This window comes from Candidatus Pantoea rara, assembly GCF_051136265.1.
GTDB classification, from domain to species: Bacteria; Pseudomonadota; Gammaproteobacteria; order Enterobacterales; family Enterobacteriaceae; genus Pantoea; species Pantoea rara.
This window is the reverse complement of sequence record NZ_CP194942.1, coordinates 510,059-533,051: the sequence shown is the minus strand read 5'-3', so window position 1 is coordinate 533,051 and position 22,993 is coordinate 510,059. Positions and strand designations below refer to the sequence as shown.

Sequence of the window (22,993 nt, the reverse complement as noted above, 5' to 3'; positions counted from 1 at the left end):
GACTAAATCGGATCGCCATTCGATTAACTACGATGATAAACCAGAGTCTGATCGGCCGTGCGTTTTTTTGAGCCAGCACAAGGTTTGACAAGCGAAGGGAGATTAAGTGGCATCAAAGAGTGGAAAAACAAAGGCCGGACACTGTCCGGCCTGAATGATTATGCGTCGAACGGGTCGCGCAGAATCATCGTTTCACTACGATCGGGACCGGTTGAGATGATATCAATCGGCACACCTGTTACCTCTTCAACACGTCTGATGTAGTCACGCGCGGCCTGAGGTAAACCTTCCAGCGTCTTAACGCCAAACGTTGTCTCGCTCCAGCCTGGCAGGGTTTCATAGATCGGCTCAATCCCTTCCCAGTTCTCTGCTGCCAGTGGCGTAGTGGTGACTTCGCGGCCATCAGGCATACGGTAAGCAACACAGATTTTCACTTCTTTCAGGCCATCCAGCACGTCCAGCTTGGTCATGCAGAAACCTGACAGGGAGTTGATCTGGACCGCGCGGCGAACCGCTACCGCATCCAGCCAGCCGGTACGACGACGACGACCGGTGGTTGCGCCAAACTCATTACCCTGTGCACAGAGGAATTCGCCGGTTTCGTCGAACAGCTCGGTCGGGAACGGGCCTGCGCCAACACGGGTTGAGTATGCTTTAACAATACCCAGCACGTAGTCAACATAACGTGGGCCAATACCTGAACCGGTTGCAACGCCACCTGCGGTAGTGTTGGATGAGGTCACGTACGGATAGGTACCGTGATCGATATCCAGCAGCGTACCCTGCGCACCTTCGAACATAATCAGATCGCCACGCTTGCGCGCGACGTCCAGCAGTTCAGAGACGTCAACCACCATGCCAGTCAGGATGTCAGCGACTTCCATCACATCATTCAGGACTTTATCGAAGTCGACTGCTGGCTCTTTGTAGTACTCCACCAGCTGGAAGTTGTAGAAATCGACAACTTCTTTCAGCTTGGCCGCAAAAGTTTCTTTGTTAAACAGATCGCTGACACGCAATGCACGGCGAGCCACTTTGTCTTCATAAGCAGGGCCGATGCCACGTCCGGTGGTACCAATCGCTTTGGCACCACGGGCACGTTCACGCGCCATATCCATCGCAACGTGATATTGCAGAATCAGCGGACAGGCTTCAGAAATCAGCAGACGTTCGCGTACCGGAATCCCGCGCGCTTCCAGGCCTTTCATCTCTTTCATTAAGGCTTCAGGAGAAAGCACTACGCCGTTACCAATGATGCTGGTGACGTTATCGCGCAGAATGCCAGAAGGGATCAGGTGGAGGACGGTTTTTTCACCGTTGATGACAAGCGTGTGGCCCGCATTGTGGCCGCCTTGATAACGCACAACGTAATTCGCGCGCTCAGTCAGAAGGTCTACAATCTTACCTTTACCTTCGTCACCCCATTGGGTGCCCAGTACGACGACGTTCTTACCCATTTCTCAAAATCACCGATTGCTTAAAAAAGGATTCTACCATCTGATCCCATGGTTTTCAGCACTTTTAGCATACGATTGCGCGCTTTTTTGCCTGAGTTTTGATCACTACAACATGTTGGGGATAATGGTGCGAAGAGGCACAATTTAGCCGGTCTGAACCCGGGCTTTACAGGTTGCCGTGCAGGCTGAGCATGCAATAAATCACCATGCCAGCGACCACAAGACCGCCACCAAACCGGTGCAGCAGGCGATCGGGTAAGCGGGTCATCGTCAGGATCATGCGTCGCCAGGCGCGTGGCATAAACATCGGTCCCAACCCTTCCAGCACTAATACCAGCGCCAGCGCCATCCAGATGCTTGTTTTCATTCTGCTACCCAAAAAAAAGGCCGACAACATTGTCGGCCCACAGGTTATATCAGTTCTTAACGAGTCGCGTTAGAGGGCGCCTTCATATATCGGAAGAAGTCGCTATCCGGGCTTAACACCATCACATCCTGATTTTCACTGAAGCTGTTTTCATAAGCACGCAGGCTGCGAATAAACGCGTAGAAGTCAGGATCTTTGCTGAACGCATCGGCAAACAACCGCGCCGTTTCCGCATCACCGTCACCGCGTGTAATCAGTGCTTCACGCTGGGCTTCAGCCAGAGTACGCGTGACCTGATAATCGGCCTGAGCACGCAGTTTTTCTGCCTCTTCCTGACCCTGCGAACGCTGGCTACGTGCTACCGCTTCACGCTCAGCACGCATACGGTTGAAGATCGCATCGGACACTTCGGTAGGCAGGTTGATCTGCTTGATACGCACATCCATAACCTGAATACCTAATGCCGCCATACTGTTTGGATTCGGTGCGGGCTCGCTGCTGTTAGTTTCACGCTCTACTCGGGCCGCTGCACTGGCAATGGCGTCATCCGCCGCAGGGGTTGCGATTTCATCATCGCTGCCAGCAGAACCGGTGTTCAGCGCGTCACGTACATCCGTAGTCAGGCGACCACGTGAATCCGTTACGATATCTTTCACGTCCAGACGACCCATTTCAGAACGTAAGCGGTCACTGAACTTACGTTTCAGCAGCACTTCCGCCTGCGAGACATCACCGCCACCTGTGGCCAGGTAATAGCGACTGAAGTCACTGATACGCCACTTGATGTAAGAGTCGACGATCAGATCTTTCTTCTCTTTAGTGACGAAGCGATCCGCCTGGTTGTCCATGGTCTGAATGCGTGCATCCAGTGTTTTAACCGTTTCCAGGAATGGGATCTTAAAATGCAGACCCGGCGCAAATACCTGCGGTTTGTTTTCGCCGTCGCGCAGAACTTTCCCGAAGCGCAGGACAATGCCTCGCTCCCCTTCCTGCACCACAAACAGCGACGCATAGAGCGCCACCAGCACGACAATGATCAAAAATACTATTGGCTTACGCATCGATTACTCTCTCCCTTCGCGCTGGCTGTCGCTGCGCTGAGCATTTGCCCGACGCTGATCCATGATGTTGTCCGGACTGTATGACGACGTGTCATTGCGGCTGGCGCCGCGATCGGAGATAGCTGGCAGCGAAGAACTGTTACTGCCCTTCTGACCGCTCTGGCCCGGTGCAGCCTGCGTGCCACGCATCAGTTGATCCAGCGGCAGCACCATCAGGTTATTACCCCGATCGTTAACCAGTACTTTGCGGGTATGGCTCAGCACACGTTCCATGGTCTCGATATAAAGACGCTCTTTGGTGATTTCAGGCGCGGCTTTATATTCCGGCAGAATCTTGGCGAAACGCGCCACTTCACCCTGCGCTTCCAGAACGGTACGCTCTTTGTACGCACGCGCCTCTTCCAGAATACGTTGCGCACGACCGTTAGCACGCGGCTGAACTTCGTTGGCGTATGCTTCTGCTTCACGGACGTACTGCTCACGGTTTTCGCGTGCAGCAATCGCGTCATCAAACGCAGACTTCACTTCTTCCGGCGGACGGGCAGCCTGGAAGTTGACGTCCACTACCGCGACGCCCATGTCGTAAGGACGAATTGTCTCGTCGATTTCACGCTGGGTTTCGCTACGCACCACGGTACGACCTTCGGTCAGAATGCGGTCCATGGTAGAACGGCCAATCACGCCGCGCAGTGCGCTGTCAGTCGCCTGACGCAGACTGTCATCCGCGCTGGTCACAGCATAGAGATAGCGTTCAGGATCAGTCACACGGTACTGCACGTTCATTTCGACGCGCACGACGTTCTCATCCGATGTCAGCATGACGCCAGAAGCGGCCAGTTCACGCACCGATTCAACGTTAACTGCACGCACCTGATCAATGAACGTCGGCTTCCAGTTCAGGCCCGGTTCGACCAGGTGACTGAACTTACCGAAGCGCGTCACCACGCCACGTTCCGCTTCTTTGATGGTGTAGAAACCGCTTGCAGCCCAGATGACTACAGCAGCAACAGCCACGATGCCAACAATTTTGCCACCACTGCCGGAGCCGCGCTGACCGTTGTCGCTCTGTTTGCCACCGCCCAGTCCACCAAGCTTCTTGCTCAGCTTACGGAAGATATCATCCAGATCAGGAGGCCCGGATTCCCGTCCTCCCTTATTCCCCCCAGAGTTGCCGCCTTGATTATTGCTGCTTCCCCACGGGTCGCGGTCCTGTCCGTTATTTCCGGGCTGATTCCACGCCATGTTTCTACTCCATTTATTGTAATTACGATTTACCCGTCATCTTTCAGGCTGTTGCTGCGTTGGCTGCGTTCACGCATCCCGGTCACTTACAGGGGTAAGCTCCCGGTAATGTATTTAATTGCAGCCTTGCTAAAACCTGAAATCTTTTGGGTAAGTTGGATTGGGAAATATCAAACAATGTAACTGGTCAGCGACGGTTCCTGCTTACATAACCGCATCCATTCAATGATGGGCATACGTATCTGCAATCCTACACTGCCATCTTCTTCATTCCACTCTTTCTCAATCGCCTGCAACTGATAGAAACGGCTGCGAAGACGCCCCGCTTCGGGTGGCAGACGTAACGCGTGCTGGGCAATTTCACCCGCCAGACGCTCAGAGAGCGCCTGCCATAGCAACGGAACGCCAACGCCGGTCTGGGCGGAAAGCCAGACGCGAATTGGCAGGTTCTCTTCGTTACGATCGATACGCGGTTCGAATCCGTCGAGCATATCGATTTTATTCATTACCAGTAACGTCGGGATTTCATCCGCTTCAATCTCTTCCAGAACGGCATCAACGGCTGCAATATTTTCTGTGACGCGAAGGTCAGCACCATCGATCACGTGCATTAACAGCGTCGCCTGACGTGTCTCCTGCAGCGTGGCTTTAAAAGCGGCAACAAGGTCGTGAGGAAGATGACGAATAAAGCCGACCGTGTCCGCCAGCACCACGTCTCCGACATCGGCAACATTCAGACGGCGTAGTGTGGGATCGAGTGTCGCAAACAGCTGGTCTGCGGCAAAGACGTTGGCAGAGGTCATGGCGTTAAAAAGGGTCGACTTACCGGCGTTGGTGTAACCCACCAGTGAAACCGTTGGCACATCCGCTTTGGCACGGGACTGACGTCCCTGTTCACGCTGTTTCTCAACCCGCTCAAGACGAGACAAAATCTGGCTGATACGTCCGCGCAACAGGCGGCGGTCTGTTTCCAGCTGCGTTTCACCCGGACCACGCAAACCGATACCGCCTTTCTGGCGTTCAAGGTGAGTCCAGCCACGCACCAGACGTGTTGCAAGATGGCGCAGCTGTGCCAGCTCAACCTGCAATTTACCTTCATGGGTACGTGCGCGTTGGGCAAAGATATCCAGGATTAAACCGGTCCGATCAATGACCCGGCATTCGCACAGGCGCTCAAGGTTTCTTTCCTGAGCGGGCGTAAGGGCATGATCGAATAATACGACCGATGCTCCAGTTGTTTTTACCGCATCGGCAATTTCAACGGCCTTTCCTTCACCGACAAAATACTTGGGATGTGGCGCTTTACGGCTGCCAGTAACCACTTGCAGCGCCTCAACGCCAGCAGAAGAGACCAGGGTTTCGAACTCCTGTAAATCTTCGACTTCTTTGTCTTGGGAGAACCAGATGTGTACCAGTACGGCCTGCTCACCGGCTTCATAACGGTCAAACAAGCTATAACCTCGCTAAATAAAAGACCAGGACGGAAAACCTCTGTTCTCCGTTCCTGGCTGTACGGTGACGCGTTATTCTGCGTTATCACCGTCTTGTTGTGGCTGTGGCTGCGCAGATGTGTTGCTGCCGCCATGATGATAATTGTTGCTGCCGCCACCGGTATTATTGCTATGGTGAGAAACCGGGCGCGAAGGAACAACGGTAGAAATGGCATGCTTATAAACCATCTGACTTACCGTGTTTTTCAGCAAAATGACGAACTGATCAAATGACTCAATCTGACCCTGCAGCTTAATACCGTTAACCAGATAAATCGAAACCGGAACACGTTCACGACGCAGTGCGTTCAAAAACGGGTCTTGTAATGATTGCCCCTTAGCCATTATATCTTTTCCTTATATGCTTGTTGTTTGTTGCTAGTAGAACCTATGGTTCGAAAAAAGCTGCGTAAAAATTTGCGCACGATAACCCATCAATTGTACACAATCACCCATGCTTCGCACTAAGAACCTGTAACACTGTATCACGCGCCAGCCGGGGCTCGTCACTGTCAAGCCAGTGAACATTTTCCCAACCGCGTAACCAGGTCATCTGTCGCTTAGCAAGTTGCCGGGTTGCGCAAATTCCACGATAAACCATCTCGCTGTAATCAATTTCGCCCGATAAATAAGACCACATCTGACGATAGCCAACACAACGAATGGAAGGCATGTCCGTATGCAAATCACCTCGTGCAAAAAGGGCCCGAGACTCCGCTTCAAATCCTGACGCCAACATCTGCTCAAAACGCAACGCGATGCGCTGATGCAGCAATTCACGGCTCGCGGGAGCGATGGCAAACTGTTGCACGTCATAGGGTAACGCTTCACCGGATGTTTTTGTCAGTTCCGTTAAAGTTTTACCCGAAATAAAAAAAACTTCCAGTGCTCGCGAAAGTCTCTGCGGATCATTCGGATGAATACGACTACCGGCAACCGGGTCGATTTCACACAGCTGGCGGTGTAAAGCATCCCAGCCTTTTTCACGCGCCGTTTGCTCTATCTGTTGACGAACGTCGGGATCGGCCGAGGGCAACGGCGACAATCCTTCAAGTAACGCCTTGAAGTAGAGCATGGTTCCACCAACAAGCAACGGTATTCGTCCGGCTTCAACGATCTCCGCCATTTCTGCTAAAGCATCCCGACGGAACTCCGCTGCCGAATAGGCTTCTGCGGGATCGCGGATGTCGAGCAGACGATGGGGCGCCACTGCTAACTCCTCAGCCGACGGTTTCGCCGTGCCAATATCCATCTGACGATAGATTAAGGCAGAATCAACGCTGATTAGTTCCACTGGTAATTGCTTACGCAACTCTATGGCTAAAGCCGTCTTGCCAGAAGCCGTGGGTCCCATCAAAAAAATAGCCTTTGGCCGGCCAGCCTGGTTTAGTTCACTCATGCTTCAACGCGTTGACCGCGCTCTCAATCTCTATGGGCTGTAATAAGCCTGAAGGCGGCGATTTAAGTAGCTGTGGGCAAAGCCGTTCAAGCTCTGCCAGCAGGTTGATCGCCTGTGAGTGATTCCAGTCGGAGGACTCTGTTTCCTGACGCCGCGCCAGCCACTGGGCCAGTTGCGTCGCAGAGTTCTCCTGCTGCCGGGCGAGATAGCCTAACAGCTCAGGAATCAAGATTTGTAAATTTTGTGTTCGTAACGGTAAAGGCACCGCGCGTAAGGTCACGTAGTCCCCTTCGATCTGAATGTCGATGCCCATCTGATTGAGCAGGCTGCTATTTTCTTTCCCCGCCTGGCGTTCATCCAGGGCGACTTTCAGCCGTACCGGAATCAGCAGCGGCTGCGGTTTAAGCCCCTCTTCACCCGGTTCAAGCTGCGCCTGTTTCAGCCAGCGCGCCGCAACCGGCAGCGCCATCAGCATTAATGTCTGATCCTGCTCCAGTAGTGCATAGTGGCTATGTAGCACAGTCAGTACCCGGCCAAAACTCTGGGCATGTGCGGGCAGCGGCGAGGGTTTTTCGGCCGGACGCGGAGCTGGCTCGCGAGTTTTTATGGGCGCTGTCGGGCTGGCAGGCGTCTTCAATAGTTGCTGATAAACCGCGCCTTCACGCTGGCGATAAACATTCTCTTTGTTCTGCCAGGCGGGCGCCGCTGCGGGCTGCGTTTCACGGGCGGACGCTGAGGGTTTTCGCTCACTGGCGGATGCCGCAGGCTGTGCAAAATGGTTTCCCCCGGCTGCCTGACGATTTTCAGGCTGCCAGCGCGGCGCGGTTTCTTCGGCCTGCAGCGCGGGCAAGGTGGGTGCCGCCATCGCCTGAAGGGCACTGACCACACCCTGATAAATAAAATCATGTACCAGGCGTGACTGATGAAACCGCACTTCATGTTTGGCCGGGTGAACGTTGACATCCACCTGATGCGGATCGATTTCCAGATAGAGCACGTAAGCGGGCTGCTGGTCATCCTGAAGCTGGGTCTGGAATGCCTGGCGGATAGCGTGGTTGATCAGCTTATCGCGCATCATCCGGCCATTGACGTAGCAATACTGCAAATCGGTGACCTGACGCGAACCGGCGGGATCGGCGACCCAGCCGCGCAGCGAGAGGTCATCATGCTGCCAGTCGATTCGCAGCGCATGCTGCATAAAAGTGGTGCCGCAAATCGCCGCCAGTCGCCGTTCGCGCTGGCTCTCTTCGCTGACGGCACGATACTGCCGCATCATCTTGCCGTTATGGCTCAGCGAAATCGCGACGTCAAAACGCGCCAGTGCAATACGACGAATGACTTCATCAATATGACCGAATTCAGTTTTCTCAGTGCGCATAAATTTGCGGCGTGCCGGCGTGTTATAAAAGAGGTCCAGCACTTCCAGCGTGGTACCACAGGGATGCGCCGCTGGTTTGACCGTCACCGTCATGTCACGCCCTTCCGCATAGGCCTGCCAGGCTTCCGTTTGATCGGCGGTCCGTGAAGTTAAAGTCAGGCGGGAGACAGAACTGATACTGGCCAGCGCTTCGCCGCGAAAACCCAGGCTCATAATCGCTTCCAGGTCATCGAGAGAGGCTATTTTACTGGTAGCGTGTCGGGCCAGTGCCATCGACAGCTCGCTTTTCACGATGCCGCAGCCGTTATCACGGATGCGGATAAGCTTTGCGCCACCCTTTTCAATATCCACGTCAATGCGGTTCGCACCCGCATCCAGGCTGTTCTCCACCAGCTCTTTGACAACCGATGCAGGACGCTCAACCACTTCACCCGCCGCAATCTGGTTTGCCAGCTGGGGCGGTAAAATTTGAATCGGCATGGTTTTCCTTTTAGCTGGCAGCCCGGCACAGCGGCCGGGCAAACAATCAGGATGCAGGAATTTTCAGGTTCTGCCCCAACATGACGTTGGTCGACTTCAGGTTATTGGTCTGCATAATCGCTTTCGGGCTGACGCCATAGTGTGCGGCAATACCGGTCAGTGAATCACCTACCACAACTTTATGGCGCACCATACCGCGTGGCGTGGCGCGCGTAGTACGGCTGGCAGACGCGCTGGCCGGCACTTTCAGCCGCTGTCCGACCCAGACCACATCCCGCTTCAGCGTGTTCATTTCACGCAGCGTGTCCATGCTGACGCCATATTTCGCGGCAATGCCGGAAAGTGTCTCACCGCGCGTCACCGTATGACGTTGGGTCACACCGGTATATTGCGTTACCCCGGTTGCCGGGTTACTGGCGACGCTGACCACTGGCGACGAGTCCAGCGGCCGGTTTTCCTCCTTTGGGATGGATTGTAGCGGGTGCGCCAGGAAATAAGTGCGCAGACCTCTGTAGATCGACTGCGCAATCTTATCCTGGTGTGCGCTACTGCCAAGCAGTCGCTCCTCCGAGGAATTACTGATAAAACCGGTTTCCACCAGCAATGAAGGGATATCTGGCGAACGCAGCACGCCAAGACTGGCATGCTCAGGCAGACGTTTATGCAGCGACGTTACGCCGCGCAGCTGCTGCAAGACTTTCTGGGCGATGTCATAACCAACCCGCTGCGAATGACCAAACTGAAGGTCCAGTACCGCCTGGCTGAGGTAAGGGTCAGCCTGACTGTTAGCCAGCAGGTCTCCTGCGCCGCCCAGCAGCTCTGACTGTTTCTCTTTTTGCTCAAGCCAGTTAGCCATCTCGTTATTCGCGCGACGATTGGATAATACCCAGACCGATGCACCGGTCGCCGCATGGCTCGGCGCGGCGTCAGCGTGAATCGATACCAGCACGTTGGCATTGGCTTTACGCGCTACATCAGAGCGGCCCATAACCGAAATAAAATAGTCGCCATCTCGCGTCAGCACGCCTTTGAACATCGGATCGTTATTCAGCAACACCCGCAGTTTACGGGCAATCGCGATAGTGACGTTCTTCTCTTTCAGGCCGCGCTGCCCGATAGCGCCAGGATCCTGACCACCATGTCCGGCATCAATCGCCACAATCACGGTGTCATTCTGGCTGACGGCACGGCCAGGACGTACAGTACTGGCCGTGCTGGTCACAGATGTCACTGGATTTGAATTAAACGGGTTAACCGCATCGGCGCTCGGGGTCGGCACGCGTGCCGGGGCCGTGACCGACGCAGGCACACTGCGCGTAATAGCAGGTGCCTTGCCGGTAATGGTGAAGACCACACTGTAGCTATTGCCATTGTGCTGCGTGACCGCCCGGGTTTTGCCCGCCTGTGTCAGTTCAAACACCAGGCGCACACTCTGCTTATCTTTAGGGGTGCTGGTACGAATCCGCTTTACGATATTTTCGCCGCTGAAATTAAGCGGCAGCCCCTGAACCACGCCACTCTGTCGCACATCAAGTACGACACGATTCGGGTTGTGCAGGGGGAAGAAGGCGTAGACAGGCTGTCCGGCAAAGTTCAGGGTGATCGTGGCCTGACTGTCGCCGTTCGCGACTTTGATATCGGATAGAGTGGCAGCAAAAAGTGGCGTACTAACCAGAAGTAACAGGGATACCAGCGCTATTTTCATCCGTGACATCATGCCTGATCCTTGCCCTGACCAACTTGTTCCAGCCATTGCTGGCCCGACGGAGATTGTGCCGCCAGCTCCGCCTCACGCGCCTCACCCACATAACGCAGCGTTAAGGTGAGATCCGGCGGCGGCAGAAAACCTGCACCCTGCTGTGGCCATTCCACCAGACAGAGAGCATCACCGCTGAAGTAATCACGGATACCCATGAATTCGAGCTCTTCAGGATCGGCAAGACGATAGAGGTCAAAGTGATAGAGCGTACGGTCGTTCAGCGTGTACGGCTCAACCAGGGTGTAAGTCGGGCTTTTGACGTTACCCTGATGGCCCAGCGCCTGCAGAAAGCCGCGGCTGAAGGTGGTTTTACCCGCCCCCAGATCACCATAGAGATAAATCACTGCCGCAGTGCCACAGGCGCGCGCCAGTTGAGCGCCCAAACTGAGCGTAGCCGCCTCATCGGGCAAAGAAATAACACAGGTCTTCATGCTTCTTTATTCATCTCAGGATTAACAAACTGCCACAGCAGATCCAGTAAATCAGTTGCGAGCATACCGCGTGTACCGCGTTCTGCAGCCACCGCATCGGCCGCTGCACCATGAGCCACGCACCCAGCACAGGCCGCATCAAACAGCGTCAGTTTCTGACCCACCAGCGAGGCGATAATTCCACTCAGGAGATCGCCCATCCCGCCAGAAGCCATACCGGCATTGCCCACATCCGCAAAGGCCATTTCGCCCTGCTCGCTGGCAATCAGCGTCCCCGCACCTTTCAGTACCACGACGCCACCATAACGCTGCGCCAATGTCTGCGCTGCATGTAAGCGGTCACTCTCAATTTCACTGGTCTCGATATTCAGCAAACGCGCCGCTTCGCCAGGATGCGGCGTAATAATGCGATTCTGACGTTTCTCAGCACTGATTGCCAGCAGGTTAAGCGCATCCGCGTCCCAAAGCATCGGCTTTTCACTGACCGCAACCCGCTTCAGCGCCCGCTTTCCCCATTCGCGCTGACCCAGACCTGGCCCAATTGCGATTACATCGGCCCACTCCAGCGCCTCAGTCAGTCGTTCATCGGTTAGTTCATCAACCATAATTTCGGGCCGGGCGGTCAGAATCGGAATAATATTATCTTTGTGAGTGAGTACTCGCACCAGTCCACTGCCGCTGCGCAGAGCCGCTTCAGCGGTCATTCGTACTGCACCCGCGGTACCGGTATCGCCCCCTACTACAAGCAATCGGCCATGACTTCCCTTGTGCGAGGTCGGTTTACGCGGTTTAAGCCAGCGGGTTAATGCGCTGGCATCATAACGCGCGATGGGCGCCGCTTCCCCCGCCAGAAAAGCAGCTAGCCCGAGATCGGCATAGTAGAGCTTTCCAATGAAGTCTCGCGCCTTGCCGGTGATCTGACCCGGTTTCAGTGCGACCACACTCAGCGTATGGCTGGCATTAATCACTTCGCCGGGTGCAGTGCCGCTGCGGGCGGATAAGCCGGAAGGCATATCAATGGCAAGTATCGGTGCTGCATGGGCGTTAGCCTGCTGGATCAGCGTGGCATAAGGTTCTCCGGGTGCACGATTGCTGCCAGTTCCCAGCAATGCATCGATAATCACATCAATCTGCTCTGGCCAGGCCGCATTGGCCGCATGAATTTCACCGCCCGCATCCAGCCATGCCTCCCGCGCGCGCTGCGCCTCTTCCGGCAATGCTTTTTCACTATCGCACGCCAGCAGCGTAACGGTTTTGCCCGCCGCCTGCCCCAGCCTCGCCAGCACATAGCCATCGCCGCCGTTGTTGCCCTGTCCGCACAGAATCAGCCAGTGGCTGGATTCTGGCCAGTGCGCAGTCAGATGCTCGTAAGCGGCCTGCCCGGCACGCAGCATCAGTTCATACAGCGTCACCCCGAGCGTATCGGCCCCCTGTTGCTCAAGCTGCGCCACGGCCTGCGCAGGCCAGACAGAATATGGTAAACTGCGGCTGTTTTTCTTCAAATCCTGGTCACTCATGTCATACCCTCTCGATCTTGATCAACTCGCACAACAGATTAAACAGTGGGGATTGGATCTCGGCTTTCAGCAGGTCGGCATCACCGATACCGATCTCAGTGCAGAAGAGCCGCGCCTGCAGGCGTGGCTGGAAAAGCAGTATCATGGCGAGATGGAGTGGATGGCGCGACACGGCATGATGCGGGCGCGTCCTCATGAGCTGCTACCCGGCACGCTGCGCGTCATCAGCGTTCGCATGAACTACCTTCCGGCCAAAGCCGCCTTCGCCAGTACGCTTAAAAATCCCCAGCTGGGCTATGTCAGCCGTTATGCATTAGGTCGTGATTACCACAAAGTATTACGCAATCGACTGAAAAAGCTTGGAGAAATGATCCAGCAGCACTGTGGCGAGCTGAATTTTCGGCCGTTTGTCGATTCGGCACCGCTGCTTGAGCGACCGCTGGCGGCCAAAGCAGGACTCGGCTGGACCGGTAAACATTCGCTGATACTGAATCGGGAAGCAGGCTCATGGTTTTTCCTTGGCGAACTGCTGATCGACATTCCGCTGCCGGTAGACACACCGCAGCAGGAGCAGTGTGGCCGCTGTGTCGCCTGCATGACCATCTGCCCCACCAGCGCTATCGTTGAGCCTTACGTTGTTGATGCCCGTCGCTGTATCTCCTATCTCACCATTGAGCTGGAAGGTGCTATCCCGGAAGAGTTTCGTCCGCTGATGGGCAACCGGATTTATGGCTGTGATGACTGCCAGCTCATCTGTCCATGGAATCGCTATGGACAACTTAGTGACGAAAGTGACTTTTCACCGCGAGCTGCGTTACATGCGCCAGAGCTGGTCGATCTGTTTCAATGGGATGAAGCGAAGTTTTTACGCATCACTGAAGGCTCAGCGATTCGCCGCATTGGTCATTTACGCTGGCTACGTAATATTGCCGTTGCGCTGGGTAATGCGTCCTGGTCGCCCGAAATCGTTCAGGTGTTAGAACAACGACTGGGTGAGAGCGAACTACTGGATGAACATATTCTGTGGGCAATCACTCAGCAGCAGCAGAAACGCGAGCAACTCGTGGTTGAAGTGCAGCCTGCCCAGCAGAAGCGGCTGGTTCGTGCAGTAGAGAAAGGTTTGCCGCGTGATGCGTGATTGACCAGCCATGATGCATATTATCGTTTTCCACATGCTGTGAATAAAAATAAAAAGCTGTTGTCATTCAACTGCAACAACGCTGATTTCGCTGCAAAAAAACAAATTGAAATATTTTCATAGATATAAATATCAACAACTTATGTAAAATTTGTGTTTATTTAATAATGAGGCTATCGCTTCGGTTAAAGTACAAAGCTGTGGATAACTCTGTTCAAAAGCAATTTACAGATCGCCGTAATAGGCGCTGAGAATGGGGTATCGTGCTGTGGATAACCTTCAGCAAACAATCAAAAATCACGCGACGTAAAACAGCCGTAAAACGGACTGAAACAGGGGTGATGTTAAAACTGGAGCGGGAAACGAGACTCGAACTCGCGACCCCGACCTTGGCAAGGTCGTGCTCTACCAACTGAGCTATTCCCGCATAGAAGGGCACTACTAAATCAAAACTGGAGCGGGAAACGAGACTCGAACTCGCGACCCCGACCTTGGCAAGGTCGTGCTCTACCAACTGAGCTATTCCCGCAAAGAGGTTACTGCTGCTTAAACTTTAAAACTGGAGCGGGAAACGAGACTCGAACTCGCGACCCCGACCTTGGCAAGGTCGTGCTCTACCAACTGAGCTATTCCCGCGCCTTGTACCGTTAATAAATTCTTCACCGGTACGGGGTGCGCATTATACGAGAAATCGTTGCTGCTGCAAGCGTCTGAAAGCAAAAATTTTCGCTTTCAGCGCGTTTGCTGATTAAAACAGCAAACTGATGGTTTCATGCGCACCCACCGCTCTCTAAAGCTGCAAAAAGTGCTCGCGGTAGTATGCCAGTTCCGCCACTGATTCACGGATATCGTCCAGCGCCTGATGCGTGCCGCCTTTTTTGAAGCCAGGCAGGATATCCGGTTTCCAGCGACGAGCCAGCTCTTTCAGTGTACTCACATCAAGGTAGCGATAGTGAAAATAGGCTTCCAGCTCAGGCATGTACTTAAACAGGAAGCGGCGATCCTGCCCGATGCTGTTGCCACAAATAGGCGATGTGTTGGCCGGAACCCACTGTTTCAGGAACTCAATGGTCGCCAGCTCTGCTGCGCGGTCGTCAATCTTACTCTCCTTCACCCGCGCAACCAGACCGCTGTTGGTATGGGTGCGGACGTTCCACTCATCCATCAACGCCAGCTGCGCATCGGACTGATGAACGGCCATGACCGGCCCTTCCGCCAGAATGTTCAGGTTGGCGTCCGTCACCAGGGTCGCAATCTCAATAATGCGATCGTGCGTCGGATCAAGTCCGGTCATCTCAAGATCAATCCAGATTAGATTCTGCTCATTTCCAGTAGCCATGCTGTTTCCTGCGGTTGCTGTAGTCGTCATTCACAATGAATAAGGTGTATCATAGTCGTTTTGCCCAGCCGGGCGAAATCTGGCTAATGCTGTGAGGGTGAGTGAGTAAAAATAAACTGTCGAAAGGCCAACAACGTCGCGTAAGCGCTAACCACGATCGCCGTCTCACCCAACGCAGAGAGCGTCCGGAAGCGGATGACAACCTGTTTGGTGAAGCTGCAGATGGAGTCGTTGTCAGTCGTTTTGGCATGCATGCTGATGTTGAGGATAGCGCAGGCGTCGCCCACCGCTGCAATATCCGCCGTACTATCCGTTCGCTGGTGACTGGCGACCGGGTGATGTGGCGTCCGGCCACCAGCGGCGGCAAAGGCATTGTTGAAGCGGTGCATGAGCGCACCAGCGTGTTAACCCGCCCCGATTTCTACGACGGTGTGAAGCCGATGGCGGCAAATATCGATCAGATCATTGTCGTGTCGGCAATCCTGCCGGAACTGTCGCTGAACATCATCGATCGCTATCTGGTTGCCAGCGAGACGCTGGACATTGAGCCGTTGCTGGTACTGAACAAAACTGATCTGCTGGATGATAAGGCGCGCGCTTTTGTCGACCAGCAGATGGATATCTATCGCGATATTGGTTATCGCGTGGTGATGGTGTCCAGCCGGGCGAAAAACGGTTTGGACGATCTGAAAGCGGCGTTAACTGACCGAGTGAGTATCTTTGCCGGTCAGTCTGGTGTCGGTAAGTCGAGTCTGCTGAATGCCCTGCTCGGCTTCGACAAAGAAGAGCAGGTCGCGATTCTGACCAATGAGGTGTCGGACGGCTCAGGCTTAGGCCAGCACACGACCACTGCATCGCGCCTGTATCACTTCCCGGACGGCGGCGACGTGATTGATTCTCCTGGCGTGCGTGAGTTTGGTTTGTGGCATCTGGAGCCGGAACAGGTTACCCGCGGGTTTGTCGAATTCCGTGCATACCTGGGCGATTGCAAATTCCGTGATTGTAAACACGGCAGCGATCCTGGCTGTGCCATTCGTGAAGCGGTCGAACAGGGAAAAATCAACCGGTCCCGTTTCGATAACTACCACCGTATCCTGGAGAGCATGGCGCAGGTAAAAACGCGTAAAAATTTCCCTGATGGTGAAAGTTAATCGGTATAACCGCGTCTGAACAGATAAGCCGGTACATTTTGCGAAGTGCATTCCAGTCGCGCGTCCAGACCGTGCAGCGTGCCGGAAATCGGGTATAGTCGCCATCTGAACGGGGCGCTGCTACAATCCGCCCCCTTTTTTACAACGTCCTGAAATAGCCAGGAGGCTAAGGTGTTTGATCGTTTAAAACTCGGCTTGAATCATATTCTCCCGAAGAAATGGCTGACTGAACTTGCCGGTTGGGGCGCCAGTCGCCGCGGTGGTTGGTTGACCAAACTGGTCATTGACATCTTTGTCTGGTTTTACAAAGTCGACATGGCGGAAGCGCGCAAACCCGATACCGCCAGCTATCGCACCTTTAATGACTTTTTTGTCCGTCCACTGAAAGATGATGCGCGTCTGGTAGATGCCGACGCCAGCCTCATCGCCCTGCCCGCAGATGGTGCTATCAGCCAGCTCGGTCACATTGAAGGCGATCAGATTTTCCAGGCAAAAGGCCATCATTACACCATCGATGCATTACTGGCGGGTGATGAGCAGATGGCGGCCCGGTTTGTTGAGGGTGAGTTCGTCACCACCTATCTGGCACCGCGTGATTATCACCGCGTTCATATGCCGTGCAACGGTATCCTGCGTGAGATGATTTATGTGCCTGGCGACCTCTACTCCGTCAACCCGCTGACCGCGCGTAATATTCCTAACCTGTTCGCCCGTAACGAGCGCGTTATCTGCTACTTCGAAACCGACATCGGGCCGATGGTGCAGATCCTTGTAGGCGCTACCATTGTCGGCAGCATTGAAACCGTCTGGGCTGGCACCATCACGCCACCACGTGAAGGTGTGATCAAACGCTGGCACTATCCGGCAGCGGATGATGAAGGCGCAGTGGTGCTGCTGAAAGGCCAGGAAATGGGCCGCTTTAAACTCGGCTCTACCGTCATCAACCTGTTTGCTCCGGGCCGGGTCAAGCTGGCTGAAAGCCTGGAAGCCGAAAGCAAAACCCGTCTGGGTCAACCGCTGGCGATTGTGCTACCGGTCGAAACAAACATTTCCGGCGTCATCGTCGATTAAATTGAGTGTCCTCTGTGCGTTCGATTCTCCTCCTGCTGCTGAGCCTGTGGCTCAGCAGCCCGGCCTTTGCGGCCAGCCTTCCTGATGCCAGCCAGCTCAAACAGCAGCTGGAAGAGGTAAAATCTGCCAAAAGCTCACCGTCTCAGGCTGAGCAGATCCAGACGATTGAAGCCGCCTTAAACTTCCTTTCTGAACGTGATGAATCGCTGGAACGCGCGGCGCAATATCAGCAGGTCATTGATGACTTCCCGCGTCTGGCTCGCGAACTGCGTCAGCAGATTGCTGCACTCAGTGACAGCGGCAAAACCGTGCGCAACAACATGAGCAGCGCCGAGCTGGATCAGGAGATCCTGCAGGTCAGCAGCCAGTTACTGGAAGAGGGTCGTCAGGCGCGGCAGGAGCAGGACCGCGCGCGGGAAATCAGTGATTCTCTATCGCAGTTGCCACAGCAGCAGACTGAAGCTCGCCGGGCGATGACGGAGAGTGAACGCCGGCTGCAGGGTGTCAGCAGCAGTTCGCCACAGGGCCAGCTGCAACTGGCGGCGCGTCAGGCAGAAAGCGCTGCGAATAAAGCACTCGTCGATGAACTTGAGCTCGCTCAGCTCTCCGCCAACAACCGACAGGAACTGGCGCGGATGCGGGCTGAAGCCCACCAGCGTAAAGCGACGCAGCTCGATAACTATCTGCAGGCGCTACGCAACCAGCTCAACGATCAGCGGCAACGTGAAGCGGAAGTCGCACTGGCTCGCACCGAGCAGCTGGCAGAAAACAGTGGCGATCTGCCGCCAGAGATTAGCGATCAGTTTCGGGTTAACCGCGAACTCTCTGTTGCCCTGAATCAGCAGGCGCAGCGCATGGATCTGGTGGCATCGCAGCAGCGGCTGGCCACCAACCAGATTATTCAGGTCCGTCAGGCACTCTCTACCCTGCGTGAACAGTCGCAGTGGCTGGGTGCCTCTAATCTGCTGGGTGAAGCGCTACGAGCGCAGGTCGCGCGCCTGCCGGAGATGCCCAAGTCGCAGCAGATTGATAATGAGATGGCACAGCTTCGCGTGCAGCGTCTCAATTATGAAGATCTGCTGGAACGCCAGGAGATGCTACGCAAGGGGCGGCAGGCCGATGGTCAGCCCTTCACCGCAGACCAGAAGCGTATTCTTGATGCGCAGCTACGCACACAGCGCGAGCTGCTCAATTCGTTGATATCCGGCTGTGACACGCTGATTCTGGAGATCACCAAGCTTAAGGTTGGCAACACGCAGTTGCAGGATGCGCTGACGGAAGTCAAAGAGGCGACGCACCGCTATCTGTTCTGGACCGCCGACGTTAACCCGATTGGTTTAAGTTATCCGCTGGATCTGGCCAAGGATCTTTCCCGTCTGCTGTCGCTGGATACACTGGGACAACTCGGCAAAGCGATGGCAATGATGTTCACCAGCCGTAACTCGGTGCTGCCGATTATTGGTGCGTTGCTGCTGGTCGGCTTCAGCATCAGTTCGCGCCGCCACTTCAACGCTTTCCTTGACCGTTCCGCCAGCAAAGTCGGCAAGGTCACTCAGGATCGTTTCCGCCTGACTATTCGTACCCTGTTCTGGTCGATCCTGGTGGCACTGCCGCTGCCGGTATTATGGGGTGCACTGGGTTATGGCCTGCAAAACGCCTGGCCCTACCCTATCGCCGTAGCGATTGGCGATGGCATCACCGCCACGCTGCCGCTGCTGTGGGCGTTTATGATTAGCGCTGCCTTTGCCCGTCCTAATGGCCTGTTCATTGTGCATTTCCGCTGGCCGCAGAATCGGGTGGCGCGCGCCATGCGCTACTACTCGCTGAGCATCGGATTGATTGTGCCGCTGATTATGCTGCTGATCGCCTTTGGCAATCTGGAAGATCGGCAGTTCTCCTCCTCACTGGGCCGTCTCTGTTTCATCCTGATTTGCGGGGCAATCAGTATTGTCACCGTGAGCCTGAAGCGTTCCGGGATTCCGCTCTATCTCGATAAAGAGGGGAATGGCGAGAACATGGTGAACCGGATGCTGTGGAACCTGATGATCGCCATGCCGCTGATGGCTGCCCTTGCCTCCGCCGTGGGCTATCTGGCTACCGCGCAGGCGCTGCTGGCGAGGCTGGAGACCTCCGTCGCCATCTGGTTCCTGCTGCTGGTTATCTATCACATTATCCGGCGCTGGATGCTGATTCAGCGTCGCCGTCTCGGCTTTGATCGCGCCCGTCAGCGCCGGGCCGACATGCTGGCTAACCGTGCGCGCAGTGAAGAAGAGAAAGAGCAAGGCTCTCTGAACACTGACGCGATTGAAATTGAAGAGCCGGTGATTGACCTGGATGCCATCAGTGCGCAGTCGCTGCGACTGGTACGTTCTATCCTGATGCTGATCGCCCTGGTCTCCGTGATTGTGCTGTGGTCCGAAATCCATTCGGCCTTTGGCTTCCTGGAGAATATTCAGCTGTGGGATGTCAGTACCTCCGTGCAGGGCGTGGAATCTATTCAGCCCATCACCCTGGGGTCGGTGCTGATCGCTATTCTGGTGTTTATTATTACCACCCAGCTGGTACGCAATATGCCCGCACTGCTTGAGCTGGCGCTACTGCAGCATCTTAATCTGACGCCCGGTACCGGTTACGCCATCACGACCCTGACTAAATATCTGCTGCTGCTGATTGGCGGGCTGATTGGATTCTCAATGATTGGTATTGAGTGGTCGAAGCTGCAGTGGCTGGTTGCCGCACTGGGTGTGGGACTGGGGTTTGGTTTGCAGGAGATTTTTGCCAACTTTATCTCCGGTCTGATTATCCTGTTCGAAAAGCCGATTCGTATCGGCGATACCGTGACGATCCGCGACCTGACCGGTAGCATCACGCGGATTAACACCCGCGCAACCACCATTACAGACTGGGACCGCAAAGAGATCATCGTGCCGAACAAGGCCTTTATCACCGAGCAGTTTATCAACTGGTCGCTGTCCGATTCCGTGACGCGCGTGGTGCTGACCATTCCGGCTCCCGCGAAAGTGAGCAGTGAACAGGTCACCACCATTCTGATTCAGGCGGCTGAACGCTGCAGCTATGTCCTGGACACGCCGCAACCGGAAGCCTTCCTGGTCGATCTGCAGCAGGGAATTCAGCTGTTTGAACTCCGTGTGCATGCCGCTGAGATGGGACACCGTATGCCGCTGCGTCACGAGCTGCATCAGTTGATTCTGAGCGGATTTGATCAGCACGGTATCGAGATGCCGTTCCCGCCTTTCCAGATGCGTATGGAGACCCTGGGCAAGAAGCTGCCTGCCAGCAACGGTACGCCCGCAGCCCGCGCTTACAAATCTGGCGGCCTGTAATGCAAAACGCCCGGCAAAGCCGGGCGTTATTTCAAGTCTGAGCCATCAGTTACTGCTTAACGAACTCTTCACCCTGAGCGATATCTTTCTTCAGCGTATCCAGCATGCCTGACAGCGCCTGCTGTTCGAAAGCGCTGAGCGTTCCAATCGGCTTGCGCTCAGCAATCCCGTTTTTACCCAGCAGCAGCGGCTGTGAGAAGAAGCGGGCATGTTCACCCTCACCTTCCACGTAAGCACACTCCACCACATTGGCCTCACCCTTCAGCGCACGAACCAGTGATAAACCGAAACGGGCGGCTGCCTGGCCCATCGACAGCGTGGCCGAACCGCCACCCGCTTTGGCTTCCACTACTTCGGTGCCGGCATTCTGAATGCGTTTGGTCAAATCGGCGACTTCCTGCTCGCTGAAGCTGACGCCTTTTACCTGCGATAGCAGCGGCAGAATGGTCACGCCAGAGTGGCCGCCAATCACAGGAACTTCTACCTGATCAGGTTGCTTTCCTTTCAGCGCCGCTACGAACGTATTGGCGCGGATGATATCCAGCGTAGTCACGCCGAACAGACGGTTTTTGTCGTAGACACCGTGCTTTTTCAGCACTTCTGCTGCGATGGCAACGGTGGTATTGACTGGATTGGTAATGACACCAATCAACGCCTTAGGCGCCGTGGTAGCGACCTGTTCGATCAGGTTGCGCACGATGCCCGCATTAACGTTAAACAGATCAGCACGATCCATACCCGGTTTACGTGCAACGCCTGCGGAAATCAGTACCACATCGGCACCCTTTAAAGCGGGTGTTGCGTCTTCTCCACTGAACCCCTCAATAGCCACTGCAGTAGGAATATGGCTGAGGTCAACGGCAACGCCTGGCGTAACCGGTGCGATGTCATACAGTGAGAGTTCTGAACCTGCGGGAAGCTGGGTTTTGAGCAGAAGTGCGAGCGCCTGGCCTATGCCGCCAGCGGCACCGAGAACGGCAACTTTCATTCTTAACTCCTTATTAAGGTGGGGCAGAGATGGGCCGAAATTCTATCTGTGTCAGACCTTAATCAACTGCTCAGGCGATGATAAATATCCGCTGTTAATTCTACGTGTTTTCACACTTAATCGCCGGATTCAAAAGTTACTTATCATTGCGCCTGAATGACCGACAACTTTGCCGTCGTCAGACAGAGAACGGCTACCAGCGTTTTCTGTTGCTATTTCTGTTACTACACCACCAATAATATAACAACTTTGCAACCTTCGCCTTCCGGCGCTGTGACGGAGGTTTTGGTCTGAGCGGATTTATTTGCTATTATCGCCGCCCGCTGGCCGCCCAAACTCTGCTCACCAATCGACCGATTGCATAAAAATGCATTTAAATGCATAATCACCACTCTGCCGCAGGCGGCTGCGCGGTTATTCTCTCTATTTATTGGTAACCTATGCGAAACCCATCGAAACAAGACGATCTGATCAAGGCTTTCAAAGCTTTATTAAAAGAAGAAAAATTCAGTTCCCAGGGCGAAATTGTTCAGGCACTTCAGGATGAAGGCTTTGAAAATATTAATCAGTCCAAAGTCTCGCGGATGCTGACCAAGTTTGGCGCGGTGCGCACCCGTAATGCCAGAATGGAGATGGTTTATTGCCTGCCCGCCGAGTTGGGTGTGCCGACCACCACCAGCCCGTTAAAAAACCTGGTACTGGATATCGACTACAACGATGCACTGGTCGTGATTCATACCAGTCCAGGTGCAGCACAGCTGATTGCTCGTATGCTGGATTCGCTGGGTAAGTCACACGGAATACTTGGCACCATTGCTGGTGATGACACGATTTTTATCACGCGTGCGCGCGACTTCACGGTTAAGCAGCTTCACAGCGCGATCCTCAACCTGTTTGAACAGGAACTCTGATCGCTGACTGACGGCCTGCTTTCACGCGCCAGGTCGTCTGTGTGTTCTCGTCCCTCAGCTTTGCGTCACTCTGCATCGCTGATTAGTCATTAATAAGCCTGCTTTCATGCATCTGACCATTGGTGAGATCGGTTACTCTGCTTAACCTTCTGCGCTATTTTACACTGCTTTACATCACTGATCCGGCACCATTGCCCGGATCCAGATCAAACTCCAGTCCGATACACCCTCTACTTTCGCACTAAACGTTAAAGTGATCTATCTCACTGTTTTTTTGATTAAAAACAGACCAAAGGCTATTTTTTATACTGCTTTTATAACGTTAAGTTATTAAAAGTAGCCATAAGGATAAGGAATCACGAGAAAACATTATTAGCGGGGTATTAATTTCTATCGTTATTAGTTCTATACTTCTTTTCGTGATGCAAATCACACTAACTAAAAAGATAAAAATAGACGACGAGGAAATA

At 54.4% G+C, this 22,993-nt stretch carries 18 protein-coding genes and 3 tRNA genes; 5 read left to right on the top strand and 16 right to left on the bottom strand.

Going from position 1 to position 22,993, the window contains the following annotated elements; all coding sequences use genetic code 11:
- Positions 1-158: 158 nt before the first annotated feature.
- From ACR8BF_RS02580 to nnr, 11 genes are all read right to left on the bottom strand, one after another.
- Positions 159-1,457, bottom strand: a complete 1,299-nt coding sequence (locus tag ACR8BF_RS02580; protein WP_292989142.1) for an adenylosuccinate synthase — start codon at positions 1,455-1,457, stop codon at positions 159-161.
- Between the two features lie 166 nt (positions 1,458-1,623).
- A complete protein-coding gene (locus ACR8BF_RS02575; RefSeq protein ID WP_010256126.1) occupies positions 1,624-1,824 on the bottom strand; it encodes a DUF2065 domain-containing protein in 201 nt (66 codons plus the stop codon).
- Between the two features lie 56 nt (positions 1,825-1,880).
- Positions 1,881-2,885, bottom strand: a complete 1,005-nt coding sequence (gene hflC, locus ACR8BF_RS02570; RefSeq protein WP_003855319.1) for a protease modulator HflC — start codon at positions 2,883-2,885, stop codon at positions 1,881-1,883.
- Positions 2,886-2,888: 3 nt separating this feature from the next.
- Positions 2,889-4,127 carry an FtsH protease activity modulator HflK gene (gene hflK / locus ACR8BF_RS02565; RefSeq protein ID WP_179898659.1) on the bottom strand — a complete coding sequence of 413 codons (1,239 nt, stop codon included), beginning with the start codon at positions 4,125-4,127 and terminating at the stop codon, positions 2,889-2,891.
- A 170-nt stretch (positions 4,128-4,297) separates the two neighbouring features.
- On the bottom strand, positions 4,298-5,578 hold the full coding sequence (gene hflX, locus ACR8BF_RS02560; RefSeq protein ID WP_090966223.1) for a ribosome rescue GTPase HflX: 1,281 nt from the start codon (positions 5,576-5,578) through the stop codon (positions 4,298-4,300).
- A gap of 72 nt (positions 5,579-5,650) precedes the next feature.
- Entirely contained in the window at positions 5,651-5,962 is a 312-nt protein-coding gene (gene hfq, locus ACR8BF_RS02555) for an RNA chaperone Hfq (RefSeq protein ID WP_009087468.1), read from the bottom strand.
- 103 nt (positions 5,963-6,065) lie between these two features.
- Positions 6,066-7,016 (bottom strand): tRNA (adenosine(37)-N6)-dimethylallyltransferase MiaA, encoded by a 951-nt coding sequence (gene miaA / locus ACR8BF_RS02550; RefSeq protein WP_179898661.1) that lies wholly within the window; start codon positions 7,014-7,016, stop codon positions 6,066-6,068.
- Complete coding sequence (mutL, locus tag ACR8BF_RS02545; protein WP_434745510.1) at positions 7,009-8,874, bottom strand: DNA mismatch repair endonuclease MutL; 1,866 nt, start codon at positions 8,872-8,874, stop codon at positions 7,009-7,011. The genes miaA and mutL overlap by 8 nt, the downstream gene beginning before the upstream one ends.
- A gap of 46 nt (positions 8,875-8,920) precedes the next feature.
- Complete coding sequence (gene amiB, locus ACR8BF_RS02540) at positions 8,921-10,591, bottom strand: N-acetylmuramoyl-L-alanine amidase AmiB (protein ID WP_434745509.1); 1,671 nt, start codon at positions 10,589-10,591, stop codon at positions 8,921-8,923.
- Entirely contained in the window at positions 10,588-11,064 is a 477-nt protein-coding gene (gene tsaE, locus ACR8BF_RS02535) for a tRNA (adenosine(37)-N6)-threonylcarbamoyltransferase complex ATPase subunit type 1 TsaE (protein WP_179898664.1), read from the bottom strand. Before tsaE ends, amiB begins: the two co-directional genes overlap by 4 nt.
- The gene (gene nnr, locus ACR8BF_RS02530; RefSeq protein ID WP_313700184.1) at positions 11,061-12,581 is read right to left on the bottom strand and encodes a bifunctional ADP-dependent NAD(P)H-hydrate dehydratase/NAD(P)H-hydrate epimerase; all 1,521 of its coding nucleotides are present in this window, start codon (positions 12,579-12,581) and stop codon (positions 11,061-11,063) included. Before nnr ends, tsaE begins: the two co-directional genes overlap by 4 nt.
- Here nnr and queG point away from each other — a divergent pair.
- Positions 12,580-13,719, top strand: coding sequence for a tRNA epoxyqueuosine(34) reductase QueG (gene queG, locus ACR8BF_RS02525; protein ID WP_434745508.1), 1,140 nt, complete (start codon positions 12,580-12,582; stop codon positions 13,717-13,719). The two genes, nnr and queG, sit on opposite strands and share 2 nt — an antisense overlap.
- 351 nt (positions 13,720-14,070) lie before the next feature.
- On the opposite strand, the gene ACR8BF_RS02520 is transcribed toward queG, so the two are convergent.
- From ACR8BF_RS02520 to orn, 4 genes are all read right to left on the bottom strand, one after another.
- Positions 14,071-14,146, bottom strand: a tRNA-Gly gene (locus tag ACR8BF_RS02520).
- 26 nt (positions 14,147-14,172) lie between these two features.
- Positions 14,173-14,248: transfer RNA gene (locus ACR8BF_RS02515), tRNA-Gly, on the bottom strand.
- Positions 14,249-14,279: 31 nt separating this feature from the next.
- A tRNA-Gly gene (locus tag ACR8BF_RS02510) sits at positions 14,280-14,355 on the bottom strand.
- Between the two features lie 154 nt (positions 14,356-14,509).
- Positions 14,510-15,058, bottom strand: coding sequence for an oligoribonuclease (orn, locus tag ACR8BF_RS02505; protein WP_090966237.1), 549 nt, complete (start codon positions 15,056-15,058; stop codon positions 14,510-14,512).
- A gap of 101 nt (positions 15,059-15,159) precedes the next feature.
- On the opposite strand from orn, the gene rsgA reads away from it, so the two are divergent.
- The 3 genes from rsgA (at position 15,160) to mscM (ending at position 20,624) form a co-directional block, all read left to right on the top strand.
- Positions 15,160-16,209 (top strand): small ribosomal subunit biogenesis GTPase RsgA, encoded by a 1,050-nt coding sequence (gene rsgA / locus ACR8BF_RS02500; protein WP_179898667.1) that lies wholly within the window; start codon positions 15,160-15,162, stop codon positions 16,207-16,209.
- Positions 16,210-16,380: 171 nt separating this feature from the next.
- Positions 16,381-17,280, top strand: a complete 900-nt coding sequence (asd, locus tag ACR8BF_RS02495) for an archaetidylserine decarboxylase (RefSeq protein WP_434745507.1) — start codon at positions 16,381-16,383, stop codon at positions 17,278-17,280.
- 14 nt (positions 17,281-17,294) lie between these two features.
- A complete protein-coding gene (mscM, locus tag ACR8BF_RS02490) occupies positions 17,295-20,624 on the top strand; it encodes a miniconductance mechanosensitive channel MscM (protein WP_179898669.1) in 3,330 nt (1,109 codons plus the stop codon).
- A 49-nt stretch (positions 20,625-20,673) separates the two neighbouring features.
- Here the strand turns inward: mscM and mdh are convergent, their stop codons facing one another.
- Positions 20,674-21,612: a malate dehydrogenase gene (gene mdh / locus ACR8BF_RS02485; protein ID WP_434745506.1), complete on the bottom strand. Its 939-nt coding sequence runs from the start codon at positions 21,610-21,612 to the stop codon at positions 20,674-20,676.
- A 440-nt stretch (positions 21,613-22,052) separates the two neighbouring features.
- Between mdh and argR the strand changes: the two genes are divergently transcribed.
- Complete coding sequence (gene argR / locus ACR8BF_RS02480; protein ID WP_179898670.1) at positions 22,053-22,523, top strand: transcriptional regulator ArgR; 471 nt, start codon at positions 22,053-22,055, stop codon at positions 22,521-22,523.
- Positions 22,524-22,993: the final 470 nt, after the last annotated feature.

Coding starts and splice junctions, on each gene's coding strand:
- ACR8BF_RS02580 (WP_292989142.1), bottom strand. CDS start 1,457: ATGGGTAAGAACGTCGTCGTACTGGGCACCCAATGGGGTGACGAAGGT.
- ACR8BF_RS02575 (WP_010256126.1), bottom strand. CDS start 1,824: ATGAAAACAAGCATCTGGATGGCGCTGGCGCTGGTATTAGTGCTGGAA.
- hflC (WP_003855319.1), bottom strand. CDS start 2,885: ATGCGTAAGCCAATAGTATTTTTGATCATTGTCGTGCTGGTGGCGCTC.
- hflK (WP_179898659.1), bottom strand. CDS start 4,127: ATGGCGTGGAATCAGCCCGGAAATAACGGACAGGACCGCGACCCGTGG.
- hfq (WP_009087468.1), bottom strand. CDS start 5,962: ATGGCTAAGGGGCAATCATTACAAGACCCGTTTTTGAACGCACTGCGT.
- miaA (WP_179898661.1), bottom strand. CDS start 7,016: ATGAGTGAACTAAACCAGGCTGGCCGGCCAAAGGCTATTTTTTTGATG.
- mutL (WP_434745510.1), bottom strand. CDS start 8,874: ATGCCGATTCAAATTTTACCGCCCCAGCTGGCAAACCAGATTGCGGCG.
- amiB (WP_434745509.1), bottom strand. CDS start 10,591: ATGATGTCACGGATGAAAATAGCGCTGGTATCCCTGTTACTTCTGGTT.
- tsaE (WP_179898664.1), bottom strand. CDS start 11,064: ATGAAGACCTGTGTTATTTCTTTGCCCGATGAGGCGGCTACGCTCAGT.
- queG (WP_434745508.1), top strand. CDS start 12,580: ATGTCATACCCTCTCGATCTTGATCAACTCGCACAACAGATTAAACAG.
- nnr (WP_313700184.1), bottom strand. CDS start 12,581: ATGAGTGACCAGGATTTGAAGAAAAACAGCCGCAGTTTACCATATTCT.
- orn (WP_090966237.1), bottom strand. CDS start 15,058: ATGGCTACTGGAAATGAGCAGAATCTAATCTGGATTGATCTTGAGATG.
- mdh (WP_434745506.1), bottom strand. CDS start 21,612: ATGAAAGTTGCCGTTCTCGGTGCCGCTGGCGGCATAGGCCAGGCGCTC.
- argR (WP_179898670.1), top strand. CDS start 22,053: ATGCGAAACCCATCGAAACAAGACGATCTGATCAAGGCTTTCAAAGCT.